Origin of the sequence: Thorsellia kenyensis, from assembly GCF_042432445.1 — a bacterium.
GTDB lineage: Bacteria > Pseudomonadota > Gammaproteobacteria > Enterobacterales > Thorselliaceae > Thorsellia > Thorsellia kenyensis.
Window position 1 is genome coordinate 81,731 of sequence record NZ_JBHLXE010000100.1, and the last position, 18,639, is coordinate 100,369.

General features: G+C 36.3%; 10 protein-coding genes and 1 pseudogene. 4 read left to right on the plus strand and 7 right to left on the minus strand.

The window, feature by feature from the left end; genetic code table 11:
* Positions 1 to 55 precede the first annotated feature (55 nt).
* Positions 56 to 1,696: a lactate permease LctP family transporter gene (locus tag ACFFIT_RS09805; RefSeq protein WP_385877478.1), complete on the minus strand. Its 1,641-nt coding sequence runs from the start codon at positions 1,694 to 1,696 to the stop codon at positions 56 to 58.
* Positions 1,697 to 2,229: 533 nt separating this feature from the next.
* On the opposite strand from ACFFIT_RS09805, the gene purD reads away from it, so the two are divergent.
* Together purD and ACFFIT_RS09815 are read left to right on the plus strand one after the other, a co-directional pair.
* Entirely contained in the window at positions 2,230 to 3,534 is a 1,305-nt protein-coding gene (gene purD, locus ACFFIT_RS09810) for a phosphoribosylamine--glycine ligase (protein ID WP_385877479.1), read from the plus strand.
* Between the two features lie 217 nt (positions 3,535 to 3,751).
* Positions 3,752 to 4,327 (plus strand): Maf family protein, encoded by a 576-nt coding sequence (locus ACFFIT_RS09815; RefSeq protein ID WP_385877480.1) that lies wholly within the window; start codon positions 3,752 to 3,754, stop codon positions 4,325 to 4,327.
* A 414-nt stretch (positions 4,328 to 4,741) separates the two neighbouring features.
* On the opposite strand, the gene ACFFIT_RS09820 is transcribed toward ACFFIT_RS09815, so the two are convergent.
* Together ACFFIT_RS09820 and ACFFIT_RS09825 are read right to left on the minus strand one after the other, a co-directional pair.
* Positions 4,742 to 5,287 carry a DUF1543 domain-containing protein gene (locus tag ACFFIT_RS09820; protein ID WP_385877481.1) on the minus strand — a complete coding sequence of 182 codons (546 nt, stop codon included), beginning with the start codon at positions 5,285 to 5,287 and terminating at the stop codon, positions 4,742 to 4,744.
* Positions 5,288 to 5,314: 27 nt separating this feature from the next.
* On the minus strand, positions 5,315 to 5,752 hold the full coding sequence (locus ACFFIT_RS09825) for a hypothetical protein (protein WP_385877482.1): 438 nt from the start codon (positions 5,750 to 5,752) through the stop codon (positions 5,315 to 5,317).
* 322 nt (positions 5,753 to 6,074) lie between these two features.
* Between ACFFIT_RS09825 and nagB the strand changes: the two genes are divergently transcribed.
* Together nagB and nagA are read left to right on the plus strand one after the other, a co-directional pair.
* Positions 6,075 to 6,881 (plus strand): glucosamine-6-phosphate deaminase, encoded by an 807-nt coding sequence (gene nagB, locus ACFFIT_RS09830; RefSeq protein ID WP_385877483.1) that lies wholly within the window; start codon positions 6,075 to 6,077, stop codon positions 6,879 to 6,881.
* Between the two features lie 84 nt (positions 6,882 to 6,965).
* Positions 6,966 to 8,138 (plus strand): N-acetylglucosamine-6-phosphate deacetylase, encoded by a 1,173-nt coding sequence (nagA, locus tag ACFFIT_RS09835; RefSeq protein WP_385877484.1) that lies wholly within the window; start codon positions 6,966 to 6,968, stop codon positions 8,136 to 8,138.
* 285 nt (positions 8,139 to 8,423) lie between these two features.
* On the opposite strand, the gene mscM is transcribed toward nagA, so the two are convergent.
* From mscM to mukF, 4 genes and pseudogenes are all read right to left on the minus strand, one after another.
* On the minus strand, positions 8,424 to 11,780 hold the full coding sequence (mscM, locus tag ACFFIT_RS09840; protein WP_385877485.1) for a miniconductance mechanosensitive channel MscM: 3,357 nt from the start codon (positions 11,778 to 11,780) through the stop codon (positions 8,424 to 8,426).
* A 46-nt stretch (positions 11,781 to 11,826) separates the two neighbouring features.
* Positions 11,827 to 16,251 (minus strand): chromosome partition protein MukB, encoded by a 4,425-nt coding sequence (mukB, locus tag ACFFIT_RS09845; RefSeq protein ID WP_385877486.1) that lies wholly within the window; start codon positions 16,249 to 16,251, stop codon positions 11,827 to 11,829.
* A 143-nt stretch (positions 16,252 to 16,394) separates the two neighbouring features.
* A pseudogene (mukE, locus tag ACFFIT_RS09850) lies at positions 16,395 to 17,150 on the minus strand (chromosome partition protein MukE); the annotation flags it as partial.
* 120 nt (positions 17,151 to 17,270) lie between these two features.
* Positions 17,271 to 18,629 (minus strand): chromosome partition protein MukF, encoded by a 1,359-nt coding sequence (mukF, locus tag ACFFIT_RS09855; protein ID WP_385877487.1) that lies wholly within the window; start codon positions 18,627 to 18,629, stop codon positions 17,271 to 17,273.
* Between the last annotated feature and the right edge of the window lie 10 nt (positions 18,630 to 18,639).

The window sequence follows — 18,639 nt, forward strand, 5'->3', positions numbered from 1 at the left end:
GATTTTTTTTATTTTTTACTCCCTTGTTATTACACTAGCGCTACTTTTATGCAAACTAAATTAACATCCAAGTAAAAACGTAAGATTGCAACATCGTTAAAATACCAAACAGCGTAGCAAAAAAAAGGCTGTATTTTAAGGTAAATCTAAACAGTTCAGATTCTCTTCCCACAAGCCCTGTTGCAGCGCAAGCTATTGCAATAGATTGCGGAGATATCATTTTGCCTGAACCCCCTCCACTGGTATTAGCTGCATTCATCAAAACCGGATCTAACCCAAGTTGATTGGCTGTAGAGGCTTGTAATGAGCCAAAAAGCGCATTTGATGTTGTATCTGAACCTGTCAAAAATACGCCTAACCAGCCCAAAAAAGGGGAGAAAAAAGGAAAAAAGATCCCTGTACTAGCTAAGATAAGCGCCAAAGTCCCTGACATGCCTGAGTAATTCATCACAAAAGCAAATCCTAAAACCATACCAATAGATAAAACAGCAAATTGTAGCTCTTTTAAAGTATCAATATATGCTTTTATTGCATCTAAAATACTCACTCTTAAGATAAACATCGAAACTAAGGCAGAAATTAAAATTGCAGTACCTGTTTCGCCTATAGGATTAAATTTAAATACGATATCAATCAAGGTATTTTCATTAACCAATGGGGCTACACGATAGATGCTATCTGTCAGTGAGGGTAAATTCAATACAAAATTCATTGAGCTTATTAGTTCTTTGAAAAAATCTGTTGACCATAATGTCACCATTAATGTAAGTAATAAAAAAGGAGACCAAGCATGAAATTGCGCTGTAACAGACAGACTCGGTTTTGTTAAACTCACCACATAATCTTTAGCCGCAACTTTACCCTCTGGTGTCATAATATTTTTGGGTGTCCAAAAACGGCATAATATGATTAAGGAAACTATACCTGTAAATGAGGCCGTAATATTAGGTAATTCCGGGCCGATAAAGTTAGCTGTAATATATTGCGCCAAGCCAAAAGAGATCCCCGCAACAATTGCTGCCGGCCAAACTTCTTTTATTCCCTTAAAACCATCTAGTATGAAAATTAATAAAAAAGGCACTAAGAGAGACAATATAGGTAACTGTCTTCCTGTCATTGCACCAATCTCAAAAGCACTCAATCCTGTTACTTGACCTGCAACTAAAATGGGTACACCTAGTGCACCATAGGCTACTGGCGCGGTATTTGCAATTAAACAGAGCGCTGCTGCATAAAGAGGCTTAAAACCTAATCCCACTAGAATAGCGGCACATATAGCGACTGGTGTTCCAAACCCAGCGGCACCCTCTAAAAAAGCCCCAAAAGAGAAACTAATCAAAAGCACCTGAAGGCGCATATCGTTTGTTATTGATAAAATAGAGTGGCGGATGACTTCAAATTTCCCACTTTTAACGGATAATTTGTATAAAAAGACTGTAGAAATAATGATCCAAGAGATAGGCCATAGGCCATATAAAAAACCATGTATTGCAGACATAAAAGCCTTGTTCACAGGCATACCAAAAGCAATCACAGCGACTGCTATGGAAACCATCATGGTCAAAGCTCCTGCTACATGCCCTTTTAAGCGAAATCCAGCAAGCGCTATAAAAAAAAATATAATGGGGATTAATGCAACAAATGCAGATAACCAGAGATTATCAAAAGGATTATAGTTATGAGACCAAACTTGCATAGATTCCTCTTTAGCCAATGATAGAATTAATGTTAATAACCAGGATGAATACACTACACATACGCTAGCGTATGTTTAAATAAAACAAATGAGTTAAGCGAACAGGGATGGCTATAATCGATACTCTCCTCCCCCTAAACTATTCAAAGTTAACCTATAAAAAAATTCAAATAAGGACTTAGCTATTTAAATTAAACATTTTACATGTTAGGCTAGCCCTCAGGGATTTAAAGTGTTGATTTTCGTTAAAGTAAAATTTTTCATCAAGAGATGTTAACTTCACTTACGCAAATTACATCATTTACGTAACGAAGATTGTCTTATTTATATTTTACAAAAGAATTAATTTTTAACATTACACGATAAATTTCAATGAGATACTGATTTTAATCAATATTCATTTGATTAACTCAATTTTAGTATGAAATAATACCCTTGACGCACTGATTTAATAATTTAACTATACTATGAATCGTCCTATGGGTTTACATAATTATACTTACAACCTCAGCAAATACTACAAGGAATCAAAGATGCACCCTTCTTCAAATAAAACTATTCTAATTATTGGTAATGGCGGTAGAGAACATGCTCTTGCTTGGAAAATTGCGCTTTCACCCTCAGTTAAAAAAGTGTTTGTCGCGCCAGGTAATGGAGGGACTGCAGGAGAATCTCTCGTCGAGAATGTGGCAATTGGGGTCACAGAAATTGATAAATTAATTGAGTTTGCCAAAAAAAACGATGTGGATTTAACCATTGTTGGCCCTGAAGCGCCTTTAGTTATAGGAGTTGTGGACGCCTTCAAAAAAGAAAATCTTGCAATTTTTGGCCCTACACAAGCTGCCGCTCAACTTGAGGGTTCTAAAGCATTTACCAAAGATTTTCTGGCGAGGCACAATATCCCTACTGCTGATTATGCAAATTTTACTGATACAACGTCAGCGATTGAGTATGTGAAAGAGAAAGGTGCGCCTATCGTTATTAAAGCCGATGGATTAGCTGCGGGTAAAGGTGTTATTGTAGCAATGACTGAGGAAGAAGCTATTGCAGCAATTTTGGACATGCTTTCAGGAAATAAGTTTGGAGATGCTGGCAGTCGTGTAGTTATTGAAGAATTTTTGGATGGTGAAGAAGCAAGTTTTATTGTTATGGCAGATGGCAAACATGCTTTGGCGATGGCTACCAGTCAAGATCATAAACGAGTGGGTGATGGCGATACGGGCCCTAATACAGGTGGAATGGGTGCTTATTCACCAGCTCCTGTGGTTACACCAGCGATTCATGATAAGGTGATGAATGAGATAATTTATCCAACCATTGAGGGCATGGCAAAAGAAGGAATGCCTTACACTGGTTTTTTATATGCAGGATTGATGATTGACAAAAAAGGACAACCCAAGGTTATCGAATTCAACTGCCGTTTTGGCGATCCGGAAACCCAGCCTATAATGATGCGTTTACAAAGTTGCTTAGTTGAACTTTGTGAAATGGCCTTAGCAGGTAAATTAAATGAAGCTACTTGTACTTGGGATGACAGATCTGCTGTTGGGGTCGTAATGGCAGCAGGAGGGTATCCTGAAAGTTATGAGCAAGATCATGAGATAAATGGTTTGACCAATAGTGCCTTTAACGACGATGAGGTCAAAGTCTTTCAAGCCGGAACTAAACAAGTGGAAGGTAATACGGTCACCGCTGGTGGTAGAGTTCTTTGTGTTACAGCATTAGGACAAACTGTAAAAGCAGCACAGGAATTGGCTTATGAACGTGTAGCTGAGATCAACTGGAAAGGTGCGTTTTATAGAAAAGATATTGCTTATAGGGCAATTAATAGAAAGTAGATAAAAAATAATTGTTTATTATTACTTTGTAATTCTGTAAAAGTTGGTACTGAACAAAATAAGACAAGAGTTAAACCAAGTACGGTACTTTTATTTTTTCAATCTCTTCATGTGTCTTAGTTTTGGATAACTTTAAAAACCATCAAAGCCTAGACACATAATCATAGGAGTGCCTTGTTAAGTCCAATTTCACACAGCTATTTTGAGTAAACTCTGTATGTTTGATATTCCTTATCCCATAGTGCTTGCATCATCTTCTAAGGCCAGGCAATATTTATTAGGCCGTTTAAATTTGCCTTTTATCTCTGTTGCACCTGACATAGATGAATCGGCAAAACTAAATGAACCCGCCGAAGACCTAGTTACAAGGCTTGCTCAATTAAAAGCAGCAGCACTTGTTCCCCGTTATAACGATCATCTTATTATTGCTAGTGATCAAGTTTGCGTACTAGAAGGACAAATCATCGGTAAGCCTTATACTGAAGAAAATGCTTTTAAGCAACTTAAAAAAGCCAGTGGTAAGGCAGTTCCTTTTCTAACAAGTATTGCGATTTATCATCCACTGCATAAAGTGATCAAGACACAAATAGATAACTTCACTGTCCATTTTAGAACACTTACTGATAGAGAGATCATTCGTTATATTCAGCAAGATTCACCTTTAGAATGTGCTGGCAGTTTTAAATATGAAAGCCTTGGGATTACCTTATTTGAAAAGCTTGAAGGGGATGACCCTAATGCTCTGATGGGTTTGGGGCTTATTACGCTAAGTAAACTTTTAAGAGAACTCTGATTTACTGTTTTTCACTCACGAAAGCGAAACATTAAAAGTGTGGATGTATAAAGCAAAGAATATGTGAAATGATCTTTGAGTTAAACCTTAATTTCTCTAGGCATCTCCATGACCTGAATTAATTTACATTACTTTTATAGGGTAATGTCCTAATTTGATTGATAAGACGAGCAGTTTAACTGATATATAATATGATTTGAGGGATTAACGTCATTACAAAAGCCGACCGAATTTCCTTACTCTCTTTGAAGCGCTTTTGCTTCTTAACATCTCTTAATAGTATGAGCTAATCGCTTAGTAAACCTTGTGGAAAGTAAAAAGGTAATATAAGAATAGCTAACACTGTAAAAATATAAGGGATCAGAAGCATACTTTGCCCCCTTCTAAAAACCTATTGCGCGATATACGCTTTCACTATATAGGTAAATAACCTTGAAAAAGCAATTCATTAGGCTGATGTGTGTTTGAGGGGGTCAAATGAATATAGTAACGGCCAATTTTAGTTAATAATAAACAATCATCAATATCAGCAAGATCGTCTTTATGCTGCAAATGAAATCCCGTTAGTAGTTTTGTCATTGCGCGTGCTTTAGCACTTTTTTCATCCTTATCAACAAAAAAATCAAATTGATGAAGTTCAGCTAATTCTCCTTTCTTATATGCACCAGCATTAATAAAAAAGAGTTTCAGATCACTATTTTGTTTTTCTTCATGCAGTGATATATCGTAGCCGTCTGCATAACTTAATTCTTTATATCCATCAATATGAATATGTCTTTTATCTCCAATCCAGTTAGCTTTTAACGCACTATAACAAGACTCTGGATTGATGCCGACCACAAATTGGACATCGTGCACTTCGATATTTCCCCCTTGAATTCTCCCCCCAAGATAAAACAGAAAAAGTTTAGGTTTTCCACTTTCCGGGATAGAATCTAGACCAGTTAGTAGGTTTTGCATGTAAGCTCCTTTACAAATTGCTAGCGGTTATAAAAACGGAGAGATCATCTGCTTTAATTTAAAACAATTTTTACGTAAGTTATAGGGTAATGTCGAGTTAGGATCTTGAATAATTTGTTGATAATATACTCGAGAAACACGGCTCAATTGAGCGGATTGTTCTGAATTAGGATCAATGAGCGCTTCAACATTTAATCCTTTCAATGCCGCAACCTCTACTACTCTTGCTTGTAATGCAGCCCCTGTTATCATATTAGGTTCTTGACACTTTTCAGCTAAAAAGGTGCCACCAGCAATTACTGTGGCTAATTCTTCGAACTCAAACTGAGCTTGGCGCGCTTGCATCAATTCTACTTGCTCTTGTTCTTTACTAGAGCAACCACTAACAAATAATACAGAAAATAGTAAAAAGAATGAATAAGAGAAAAAGTGTGTTTTTTTAGAAGCAATCCATTCGATTTTCATCAATTATACCCTATTGTTCTTTTATATGATCTTAATTTATGCCTTTGCGTAATAAGATTGTTGAAGAACTCATTACTCTGTTTATAAGGCCACTATACCAATTTATTCACAAAATTCAAAGTGCTTGAGATGATATGTATGATTTTTACCGACAATATCTTTTCGTGATGTAAATCATTTTTTAGAGCAAATAGGCTAGATTAACTTATTTTTTTATGTAAAATAAGGGGTAACTAAATCTGACTAACAGAAGAATATTTGCTATTATTCCTCTAATATTCTTACATAATGTCACTTTTAATCTAACAGACCAGGAGTTTTTATGCGTTTAATTCCACTAGACATACCTTCACACGTAGCAAAATGGGCTGCACTTCATATTATAAATAGAATAAAGGCTTTTAGACCAACAGCTGATCAACCCTTTGTCTTAGGTTTACCAACGGGAGGAACACCCGTTGAAACATACAAGTTACTCATAGAGCATTACAAAGCAGGAAACATTAGTTTTAAAAACGTTGTGACATTTAATATGGACGAATATGTCAACTTACCTAAGGAACATCCTGAAAGTTACTATAGTTTCATGCACAAACATTTTTTTGAACACATAGACATCCCTAGAGAAAATATCAATCTTCTTGATGGTAATGCAAAATGTATCAAAACTGAATGTGAATCCTATGAAGCAAAAATGAAACAATATGGTGGTGTTCACTTGTTTATGGGAGGAGTGGGTAATGATGGTCATATTGCATTCAATGAACCAGCCTCTTCTTTGGCGTCGCGAACTCGTGAACAAGCTCTGACTGAAGAAACACGTATTGCTAATTCTCGTTTTTTTAATAATGATGTTAATCAAGTGCCTAAATCTGCGCTAACAGTTGGTATTGCAACCCTAATGGAAGCTAAAGAAATAATGGTATTAGCCACAGGAAGACAAAAGGCACTTGCTGTTCAGGCTGCTGTGGAGGGTAACGTCAATCATCTTTGGACGATTAGCTGCTTGCAGCTTCATCCTAATGCTATTATTGTATGCGACGAGCCTGCGGTGATGGAGTTAAGAGTAAAAACTTTAAAATATTTTCAAGCTCAAGAAAAAGAAAATATTCAATCGATATTGTCATAGTCACAAAGTTTGACACATGTCAGCACACATCATGTCAGCACACATATAGACACGACTTCTATCTATATTATCTAGGAGATTTAAATGTTCGCTTTGATTAATGCAAAGATCTATACTGGAGACTCGCTCCACAATACCCCTTTTCTTGAAAATAAAGCTATATTAGTCAATGGGAATAAGATAGATGCAATTATTGATAAAGAAAATTTACCAAAAGATATAGAAACTTTCGATCTCAAGGGACTGAATCTTGCTCCTGGTCTCATTGATTTACAACTCAACGGCTGTGGTGGAGTTCAATTTAATGATAATTTTGATTCCGTAAGTGCAAAAACACTTGCAGTTATGCAAGCAAGCAATGAAAAATATGGATGTACAAGTTTTCTTCCCACTTTAATAACCAGTAATGATGCACTTATCAAACATGCTGTCATAACGATGCGTGATTATCTTGAAAATAGCCAAAATACGCATCAAGCACTTGGGCTGCATATTGAGGGCCCCTATTTAAGTGTTCATAAAAAAGGGACTCATAATGCGAAACTTATCAGAAAAATTAACACTGAGATGTTGGAGTTTTTATGCGAAAATGCAGATGTCATTAAGATGCTGACACTTGCCCCTGAAGAGGTAGATGATAACGCTATTAAGCGTCTGTCTGATGCTGGAATTGTTGTGTCTGCTGGCCACTCTAATAGCTTATATGAACGTGCTAAAGAAAGCTTTTCTGCAGGTATAAGTTTTTCTACACACCTCTTTAATGCGATGCCTTATATCACGGGGCGAGAACCCGGATTAGTGGGTGCTATATTAGATACACCTCAAGTATATGCAGGTATTATAGCTGATGGACATCATATCGCTTGGTCAAATATAAGACTTGCTAAGTCGCTAAAACAAGATAAATTAATCCTAGTCACTGATGCGACTGCACCTGCAGGAACAGAGTTAGACACTTTCTTTTTTGCGGGAAAAACAATTTATCATAAAGATGGGGCATGCTTAGATGAAAATGGTACGTTAAGTGGTTCCGCTGCGACGCTTATAAAATGCGTTGAAAATTGCGTCAATAAAGTAGGTTTTTCCTTGGATGAAGCCATCAGAATGGCTACCTTATATCCCGCTCGTTCAATAAAGGTCGATCATCTGTTAGGATCTATTGCCGTTGGAAAAATTGCAAACTTAATGGCATTTGACGATAAATTTGAAATAAAGGCCTGCTTTGTTAATGGTAGACTAACGCACAAGATAAGCTAGGTTTTGCATAAAAAGTATAAAGGGAAAAGAGTAATAACTTTAATAGTTTAACATCATGTTAATGCAAGTCTTTAATAAAGTTATTTACCGCTCAAAAATCTTTTACCAGTCTCAAAACTCCTCTCTGTTACTACTTAATATAATTTATTTCTGTTCTGACGTTGAGAGATTAAAAACCATAAGGGGACACTCATATGAATGAGTATCCCTTTTAGTACATTTCTATTTACCCTAAATCAGTCAATGACTGATAGTTCCAACTTACTCGTTATACGTTATAATCAACTAGGGATGAATTGCCTCAGTTTTAACATGTAATGGTGGGTGTGCCAATTTAATTCCTGCTTCACGAAACAGTTTTAAAATTCTTTGGTGAATATCATGGCGCATCGGAAATAGAAATCTAATATTATCGGTATGTACCCGCAAGTTAAATTGTTGAATACCGTTATCCATACTAAACACGAAAGCTTCTGGTGGTGTTGGCTCTTGTACCACCATATAACACTCATTTGCAGCTTTTAAGATTAATTGAGTGGCATAATCAGTATCTACTTCTTGCGGTACAGGTATAACCATCACAACACGTGTAATGGCATCAGTTAATGACCAATTTATAAATTGTTCTGTAATAAACGCCTTATTCGGAACAATGATCTCTTTATTATCAAAATCGATAATTTCAGTCGCTCTCGTTCTTATCCGTGCGACTGTACCCGTTAATTCTCTTAGCGTTACAACATCACCAATACGCATAGGTTTTTCAAAGAGTAAAATCAAACCCGATATAAAATTAGCGAAAATTTCTTGTAACCCGAAACCTAGCCCAACACCCAGTGCAGCAACGAGCCATTGCAATTTAGACCATTCTATACCCATCCAGGAAAAACCAATCATTCCTCCTATCAACATCGTCAGATATTTAGTAATCGTGGTGATTGTAAAACCAGTACCTGGTGTTAACACAAGGTGCTGCAATAGCGCGAGCTCTAATAATGCAGGAAGATTTCTAACTAACTGTGCTGTGATGAAAAAAATCAATAACGAAATTAATATCGATCCTATCGTAATCGCTTGAGAGACATCTTCGCCATTCACAGTACTATTTGTTTGCCATAAAGTGATATTATTTAAAAAATCAAATGCAGAGTGCAATTCTGACCATAATAAAATAACAATAACGATACCTGTCATGGTTAAAAGAGAACTGACTAAACTCAAAGATTTTGCGCTTATTGAATCTAAGTCAATTGGAGCTATCTCTATCTCCAAATTACCTTCATTATTCGAAGTGTTGCTCGCACTACTTTCATCTAACGCTTCCATTTTAGCCCTTTCGAGCAGCCTTTCTGCTCGTCTTTGTTTTGCTCTTTCAAACTCAATTTTACGTTTTTGAATAAGCATCCAACGATGAATAAAGGAGTAAATAAGTCGAAGCCCAAAAATACAAAGAATCGAAGTTTCTAGTCTTAATAATAAAGCAATTGAAGTGGCTAAATATCCATATCCAGAAGCTACTGCGGCAACAATAGGAGCCACCAAAATAATAAACCAGAGTAGCTTATTAATAATCCTTTGATTACCTGCCTCTTTATTCACGTAAAAATTAACGCCCCCTCTTTTTAATCTGAAGGTTATCCATGTGACAAAAAGACATAAAACAATAAAAAAAGTTCTACCTAGTGAATCAGCGAATTTTCTATCAGCATAATTATTAAAAAGGCTAGATATCACAACCAAGGGAATGACCACCAAAAATAGGTATTTATAAATAGATAAACTTTTCCTTACCACTGCGCTAGGCCATCTAAAATGGGATATAAATAATCCATTTGGGTGGGAGAATGTTTTAAGAACCATAAACACCCAAAGCATAGGTGCGCCGTACATTAACCCTAAACCTAAAGCAAAGATGATATCAGGTTGGGTCGATACCTGTAATAGATTAGATAAAAATTGTATGATAAGAGGAATTGGAGATGAAAACACTATGCTAAATACAAACACCTTAATTGTCAAGAGAAAGCCATCCTGTGTCACTTTCCCCACTTTTTTGCTGGTTTCTTCTAAAAATGTAAAATATCTACGGCGCATTAGTAGAATTACTGACATAAAAATCAAGGCAACTAAGAAGAAAGTCAAGTTAATTGTCTGAGCTATTGTCGCATAAAAACCGTCTTTAATAATTTTAAGGTAATCTTGCTGTATAAATGAAAATAGATCAGCAGCTAAACTGAAAGGAAAGGAAAGCGAGATAGGATCAACATCAGCAACCCAAAATAGATATCTATTGGTGACTTCTTGTGTTTCTATTAAGGTTTGTGAAAGTTGTGATTCAAGGATAATTAAAGAAGTCAGCTCTTTTATTAATTCGTCATGGGAGGTGATTAGGGTACGCAGTAAGTCTCTTCGCGTGGTAAATTGATCAGTGACCAAATTTTTAACTTTATCATCTAACTGGTTTTCATATTCACGAATCAACAAATCTCTCGATGCATTTACCTGATTTAAGGTTTCTTGATTAGAAATTCTACCAATACTAAGAGCTGCCATCTCTTCATCATGGCGACGTTTATTAGGTGATATAGGCAAATTGGACACTTGAAGTCGTAATGATTTACCTAAAGCAGGAGAGACAGAAATCCACTGCGATTGCTCTCTTATAGAATCTAGGGTATTTTGGACTTGCTGAATTTCTCTTTGTCGTTGTCTTTGCAGCTCAACAACTTCTTGAGTGCGGCTAGTAATACGTTTAATTTCTGCTGGAATTTGACGATTATCTTGAAAAATTCGCTGTATATTCTCAGGTAAGTTGGATTCAATATTTTGTAACTCTTCAGTCGCAGAAACGGCTAAAGAAGCTTCCTGATTTCTTAAATTCGCTAATTCATTTCTAAGTGATTGCTGCTGATCCTCTGCATATTCGAGTCTAAGAAAAGTCAACTCCAGACGGAGTCTAGCCAGTTCTTGACGATTACTGGAAGAAATTTGCCTAAGTTCATTTTCTCTGATGCTGACGACCAAAGCGAACTTTTCTGCTATCAGCATATTTTTGGCGTATTCGTCTTGACGCGTTGCTTCATCCGTGGCGAGTGTTTTATCTATCTCATCTATACGTAGGCGTTTACTTTGAACGAGTTCTGCTGTATGAAAATTATTAGAGTCTCGCATCTCTTCATTTTCTTTTTGAATTTGATTATTTAACTCTTCAATGTAATTGCCTATCCTTTGTATGGCTATTTCATATTCAGATGGGGTAGTCGCTTGAAGTCTTTCGGGGGGATTATTTCTAAATTCATCAGATTTATCCTTGATCTCTTTTTCATAAATAAGGAAATTATCCATAATAGATTGAAATTTATTGGTTTGCTCGATGCTTTGTTCTGCCTTAATCAAAAAATCTAAGGTTTTATTGAGCTTTTGTAAGATGGCTTCTCTTACCTCCGAGGAATACAAAGTATCGGCATTTTGAATCTTTTTAGTTAAAGAGTCTATAGTAAAATCTGGCCTGGAAATACCCGAGGTTAATGCGTTTGCAAAAATTTGTACAGAGAAGCACAAGATCAATAAAAATGTGCATCCCCATTTCAAAAGATTTTTTTTATAGTGAAAATTTAACAATCCTTTATCAAATTCTTTCATATATCCCATCCGCCCTATCTATGATGATACTTTAGTTTAAATTGACTCATTCCTTTGATTCAAATCCTTTCAATCCAACCACATGTACATACTCATGATTTTGATGTACTTTTCTCATTAATTTATACGTTGTTCCTTGTTCTGGGCTTATATTCTCAGGAGCAGCAATAATTAATTGCATATTTAATCGCGAGCAAAGTTCAAATAACGTAGCAATCGATTTTCCATCTAACCTCGCTGCTTCATCTAAAAACAGGAGTCGGCAAGGTAGCATGTCTTTACCACGCATACGCATAGACTCATCCTCCCAACTCTGCACTACCATAACCAATATGGACATACCCGTACCTATTGCTTCCCCTGTTGATAATGCTCCACTCTCAGCTCGAAGCCAACCGTCGGTACCACGGAATATTTCCACTTCCATCTCTAGATAGTTGCGATAATCTAAAAGTTCTTCCCCTAATGTTTGCGGCGCTTTTTGGCCTATGTCTATTTGAGGATGTAGGCGTTGGTATAATTTTGCGAGTGCTTCTGAAAAGGAAAATTTAGGATTAGTAAATAAATCCTGATTAATCTCATCATTCGAAGCTAATGCATCTAGTAAAATAGCATGAGATTCTCTGATATTAACATTTAGTCTCACACTTTGTACTTGCCCAAACGCCACTGACTGCAATCCTTGATTTAGTTGCCTAATTCGACTTTGCTCTCTGTGGATCGTTTTACGAATAATATTAGCTACCGCTTGGGAACTTATCGATAACGTTTTTTCTCTGGTATTTAGCTCTTCTGTTAGTCTTCCTAATTCTATTTCCATCTGCATGATCGCATCAATTGGATCATCAGTATTGACAATATCTTGACGGATTCTCTCTTTTAGATGTTCATATACAGCAATATAAAATTGTACCTTGCGTACCGGATACTTAGGATCTTCAGAGGCCCTTAAAACATCTCTTAAGTGTTCATTATTCATTACTGCTAATCTCAATGAACCCAATGCCTTATCAGACATAGAGCGAAGTGTATCAGCATCTAAATAAGCATATTCTCTTTTATGCAGCCTTTTTTCAATATCATGTGTTTTAACTAACTTCACCACATCACACCAAGCAATCTTGTTGCTATTAACTAATTGCCTTACAGCCTTATAGGCTTTTTCATCATTTTTAATTTGAGTATTTAGCGTCTCAATGGCTGTTTCACAGGCAACAATTTGCCTATCTAAGACTGAACGTTTCATTCGACTTTCATTAAGTGATCCAAGGAGGGAATCTCTTCTCTCTATTGCTCTTGTTTCACTTCCTTCATCTGTAACAATGCCGATATCAAGACGCTCTTGTTCTAGTTCTCTGAGTAAATCCTGTTTTGTATCATAAGCACTTTTCAATGAAGCGTAGCTTTGGGTTGCCTGATTGTAAGCTGCTTGGTATTGTTTTAATTGTTCTCTTGCTAATTGCCTTTCTTGTTCAGCAATAATCAATTGTTCTTTTAATTTGACAATAAGATCCGACTCACCTTCTTCTATATTACCAGATGAGATTAAGGCTGCATAAGATAAATAAGTTTTACGCTGTAATAATTCTCTTAAAGCATATAATTTTTGTTCTAGCAATGTCTGTTGTTTAATTAACGCATCGTACTCAGCTAAATTAAAATCTGCCTCTAGTGGATCTGATTGTAATGCATCAATAATGATGGATAATTTATCAAGTGTAGCTTTATGCTGCTGTAAAAACTGTCTTGATTCTTGTGCTTCTAACTCTTTTTCTTTTAATTCTTCTAACTGATAAACTAACTCATCATTTTCTAGTAAATCTACCTTCGTCAAGAGACGATTCAAGATTGTGATCTGCTCTTTTAATTTATCAAAATCCTGTTTTTGTTGCTGATGCTTGAATTGATGATCACGTAAAGCTCGCTCATCATCGTTTTGTTGTTGCTGAAGTGCTGCGATTTTCTCTTCAGGATTTGCTAAAAAAACAACACCTAAGTGCTCTCCAACAAATTGACTGACTAACTGAATAAGTCGTTGGGTTTTTTGTAGGTCAAAAGAAACGATTGCATATGCTTCATTACTTTGCTCTCTCTGTTCGCTTAATTCTAAAAGCCTTTTTTCACGCGCAGCATTACCAAAAAGAGGATTAGCTGGAAAACGAGAATACCGCCATTGATTATCAGCGGCTTTAACTAGTACCGCATTTTCTAGTTCCTCTTTGATAAAAACACTGTCATCAAATGAAGTGGGATCTCCTTCTATAAGATATAAATCGTCAGGACAATCCGTAACTTCATCTAATTGTGGTCTTATTTCACTCAAATTAGGTACAACAATTGCATGTCTTGCTGGACCATATAGCGCCGAAAAATAAGGGGCATCATCTAGAGAAATATCATCATAAATTTCAGAAAGCAAAACTCCACCAAATTTTTGTGCTAATTGCAATAAATGTTGTTCATCACTACCATTAGCTTGACTCAAACTCTCTATCTCTTGTTCGATTTGCTCTTTTTGACTGTTAATCTTCTCTCTTTTTAAATTTAATTCCCGTTCAGCATTAATCAGCTTTTGCATATAAGCTGTTATCTCATTAGAGGACTCTAAGCTTTCATCTATTTGAGACGTAATTACATTTAATTGCTCTTGAGCGAGTAGCCAAGTCGGTGCAAATCGTCTTTGTTCCTGAATTTGAAGTTTGATATGCTCAATATTTTGTTGTATTTCGATACGTTTTTCATTTGCATCAGTCACCGAATCTTCTAGTGCTAGCATCATAGACTCGGCATTTTCAATATATTCAGCAATTTCGCTGCCTGTTAAACGCAATTCATATCTTTGGTTAAAATCGGATAGATGGCGCGAAGCTTCTTGCTTTTGTTGTAATTTTTGTTGAATTTCATTAATTCGCTGATGTAAATGTGTTAGTTGCTCAGCGTAATGTTGATGCTGGATTTGTGTTTGTAAATATTTTTTACCAACTTGATAGGCGTCTTTACGACTTACGCCCTCTTCTATTGAACAAACATATTGATATGCCTGCTCAAATTGCCCTGAACTGGCTTCACTTAAGCGCTTTTTCTGCTCATACCCAACTAACTTTTGAGTGATCTCTGTGAGTTGTTGACTGATGGATTTAAAATGAATTTCCGCATCACTTACAGACATTTCAGGATCAGAAAAAATTGTTCTGACTTTTTCCAAAGCTTCTAGCGCTTGTTGATATTGAATAACTCTTGTTTGCTGTGCGTCTAAAGCTTGTTGGAAATCAGCCAATTGTGACTTCAATGAATCGACTTCTTCTTCCTTTTGGCGCGTGCGTTCTTCACACTCAAATTGATGAGCTTGTGCCATATCAACACTTTCTGCTTGTTCCTCTAAGCGAAAAAGTAGCTCTTCTGACTCTTCACTAAATCGTTCAATTTTTTCTTGATGCCTTAGTGCATTTTGGACAAGAGATAAATGATCGGCTGCGCTTTGTGCATCTATTTCTAAGTCCTTTTCTAGCTCAGTAATTTCATGTAAGGCTTTAGCCAATTCAACTTGCTTATATTGTTCATTAATAAAAGTTCTTTTGCTATTAGCAAGTGTCTGTCTTAAGTGTAGTGCATCTTCAATATAAATTTTTCGTTCATTTAGGTGGCGCATATAATCCGCAGCGACATACTGGGTCGATTCATCAATAAGGTGCTTAAATAAATCTCTGTCTGATTGAGTCACTCGAATTGCTTCAAGGGTCATCCTATTTTCTCGCAGCGCGGATTCCATATCTGAGAAGGCTTTTCTAACACCACTATTTTCTGGTAATAAATAATCTCTTAATGAACGAGTAATGGCACTAGAGATCCCCCCATACAATGATGCCTCTATCAATCGATAAAATTTACTCCTATCACTACTGCTCCGAAGGCGTTTAGGTAAAAGACCTAAATCAAACATAACTGCATGATAGTCTGTAATCGCATTAAATTGTTTGAAAATTATCCCGTCTTGTGCTTCACATTTATCTTTTAATTCTGGCAGTGCTAAAATTCTAGCCTGAGATTCGGAGACTTTTTCAGTAAACCACTCTGTTGGAACAATCGATGTAGGCAAGCCTTGTAGAATAAAAGACTTAATATCTACTTTCTTGTCTCTACCAGCCACTTGCTGGAGTCTTACTCCTGCTATTACACGTTGATTTCTAGAATTTACTGTTTCAAGTAACGCATAACAAACACCTGGTTTCAATTTACCATGAAGCCCTCTATCTCTAGAGCTCGAGGTGGCGCCTGCCTCTGTAGTATTCCTAAAATGAAGGAGGGTTAAGTCAGGAATAAGTGCCGTAACAAACGCAGCCATAGTCGTCGACTTACCTGCGCCATTTCCTCCTGAAAGAGTAGTAACTAATTCATCTAGGTCGAAAGTTCTGGCAAAGAATCCATTCCAGTTGATCAGCGTTAATGATTTGAATTTACCACGTTGAATCATTCTTTTGCCTCACTTTCATCAAATTCATTATCATCATCCTCATTAAGCTCTTCATCAAATGCCAAAGCCAAATTATCGTCTTCTTGGATTAGATCTTCTGGGGTATCCTGTTTTTCATTATTTTGCATCACATCATCTAGGTCATCATCATGATTTTGTTCAAGCTTATCATCCTCAATGTGATTTTCTTTATTTGCATGAGTTGTCGCAATCAAGGTTTGTTCTGTTAATGAGATGGCTTCACCATAGCGTATCAGTCGAAGTTGAGCTGCAATAGGATCATCTCCTGTACGTACATCAGCCCCAAATCTAAACACTGACTCACTTATCGTATACTTAGACGTGTCGTTTCCTAAAAATCTGACCATGCCTAAACGGCGTAAACGATTTAAAGCAGATCGCAGTTTTTCTTGTAATTTTTGTCTATCTAAATCAGATCCTGTAGAACGATTATTAATAAGTTTTAATAATTTTTGCTCATCAGATAATGTTATAAGTTCTTCATATAAATCATTATATGTAAATATACCGTTATTAGCTAAACGTTCAGGACTTAGATAAAGATAGCAAAGCACCTTACCAACCAACATTTCTAGCTCAGATAAAACAGACCTTGGGATCAATGTTGTAGAACGTGGTCTTAAATAAAAAAAACCCTCAGGTGCACGCAATAACTCAACGGCATATCTGGCATAAAATTCTTCTAACTCATGTTGGTAATCCATCAAATACGCGTGGTTTTCCAATTCATCCACACTAATATGCCTTCCTGCTCTGAGTTGACTGTCAAGTAAAGGAAAAATAGGGTTCATTAAAGCAAGCATTAATTTAGGCGTCATCACTTGATTAGGTGTATGATCTAAAGGGACATTAGGTGGTACATCAAAAGAATCATTCATTTCGTTATTATTACTCTTCATCAATATGCAATTTGTTGTATATTTATTTAGGCCAAAATAGCTTTTATCTTATTTTTTGACTATATACTTTATAGATGATAGCCAAATACCTAAAATTTATCAGTCGCCAATACGCTCGTGAAAATATGTAATTGTATTCGCTTGAACTTTAGCCCCATAGTCATTTATATTTTGCCACTTAGCTGCAATACCGATAAGATCGTCCGTCGCAATACCTAAACGAACCGCCTCATCCACAATAATTCTGGCCAGATCAAAATGACTCTTTTTAGGGTGTTGAGTTAGATAATCTGATAAAATCTCAGCTAAATTAATTGGTTTATTTTCATTTGGGTATCGAGAAAGCTTTGCTTGAATCATGCCACTTAATTGTTCTTTTATCGAATCAAATGTTTCAAACTCAAGCTCATCAGGGAGTTCTCCCGTTACTTCATCTTCACGAAGTGCTAACTGTTCATCTCGCATGTCATATAATCTGTCAGCATAAACAGATGTCAATGCCCACGGGGCATCAAAGTAACGTTGAATAGATTGCCTTAAGCGAGAGGCAAAAACTCTATTTTTGTCTAAATCAATTGCGGTTCTAATAAATTTATGTACATGCTTATCAAATCCAATCCATAAATCAATTGACTGTTGACCCCAGCTAATGATTCTGTCCAGTTTATTCTGTAACTCAAAAATCAATTTATCAATCAAATTTTGGCCTGCAATCAAAGAATGATTAGGTTCAATTAATAAGGCATCTTGAATAGTTAAAAGGTGTGTTTGCAATTTATCCGCTGCAGCTTCTAGCGTGTCTTGCAGTTCACGTAAAGTATTTGACGTTTCTGCCAGTAATTTTTCGGAACTCGCCATAGCGCTTTGCCAATTTTGGCTGAGTAATTGTGCAATTTGCTCTTTTACAGTTTGCTGTTGCTCATCTAGCATACGCTGTGATAAATCAATACTATCAAAGATTTCAGCAACTGAATATTTCAAAGGGGCGTACACATGTCTATGCCAATGGAATTCGTCTCCTCCTTCATGAGCAGAATCTGCAGCACGTTTCAGTTCATGCGCCACAACAGCTAATTGCATAGACAATTTTAATGTTGAAAACTCTCTTTGACGAATATAGTACTCGCTTATCCCTATACCTAATGGAGTTAACCTATAAATGGCATTGCCTTCAATAACTTCACTGACAAATCGATTAAGTAGCCGCTGTTTAACCATGTCATTTATGGCATTATTAGCACGTAAATTTATTGTTTCATCCGCAAGAGCAAAACTTTGGCTCACATGGCGAAAAACATCAATTAAATCGCCTTCACCCAGTTCCCCATCAATTCGTTCAGCATTTAACGTAGCTAGCGCCAACAAAAAAACAAGTCGCTCTTGAGGCAACTGAATAGAAAAATCATGTTTTTGTGCCCAGTCAACTAGTTCTGGGATACTATGGCTCATTTCACTCATATTGATGCGC

What these genes read in the sequence shown, in the direction of transcription:
- ACFFIT_RS09805 (WP_385877478.1), bottom strand. Translation starts at nt 1,696, where the DNA reads ATGCAAGTTTGGTCTCATAACTATAATCCTTTTGATAATCTCTGGTTA.
- purD (WP_385877479.1), top strand. Translation starts at nt 2,230, where the DNA reads ATGCACCCTTCTTCAAATAAAACTATTCTAATTATTGGTAATGGCGGT.
- ACFFIT_RS09815 (WP_385877480.1), top strand. Translation starts at nt 3,752, where the DNA reads ATGTTTGATATTCCTTATCCCATAGTGCTTGCATCATCTTCTAAGGCC.
- ACFFIT_RS09820 (WP_385877481.1), bottom strand. Translation starts at nt 5,287, where the DNA reads ATGCAAAACCTACTAACTGGTCTAGATTCTATCCCGGAAAGTGGAAAA.
- ACFFIT_RS09825 (WP_385877482.1), bottom strand. Translation starts at nt 5,752, where the DNA reads ATGAAAATCGAATGGATTGCTTCTAAAAAAACACACTTTTTCTCTTAT.
- nagB (WP_385877483.1), top strand. Translation starts at nt 6,075, where the DNA reads ATGCGTTTAATTCCACTAGACATACCTTCACACGTAGCAAAATGGGCT.
- nagA (WP_385877484.1), top strand. Translation starts at nt 6,966, where the DNA reads ATGTTCGCTTTGATTAATGCAAAGATCTATACTGGAGACTCGCTCCAC.
- mscM (WP_385877485.1), bottom strand. Translation starts at nt 11,780, where the DNA reads ATGAAAGAATTTGATAAAGGATTGTTAAATTTTCACTATAAAAAAAAT.
- mukB (WP_385877486.1), bottom strand. Translation starts at nt 16,251, where the DNA reads ATGATTCAACGTGGTAAATTCAAATCATTAACGCTGATCAACTGGAAT.
- mukF (WP_385877487.1), bottom strand. Translation starts at nt 18,629, where the DNA reads ATGAGTGAAATGAGCCATAGTATCCCAGAACTAGTTGACTGGGCACAA.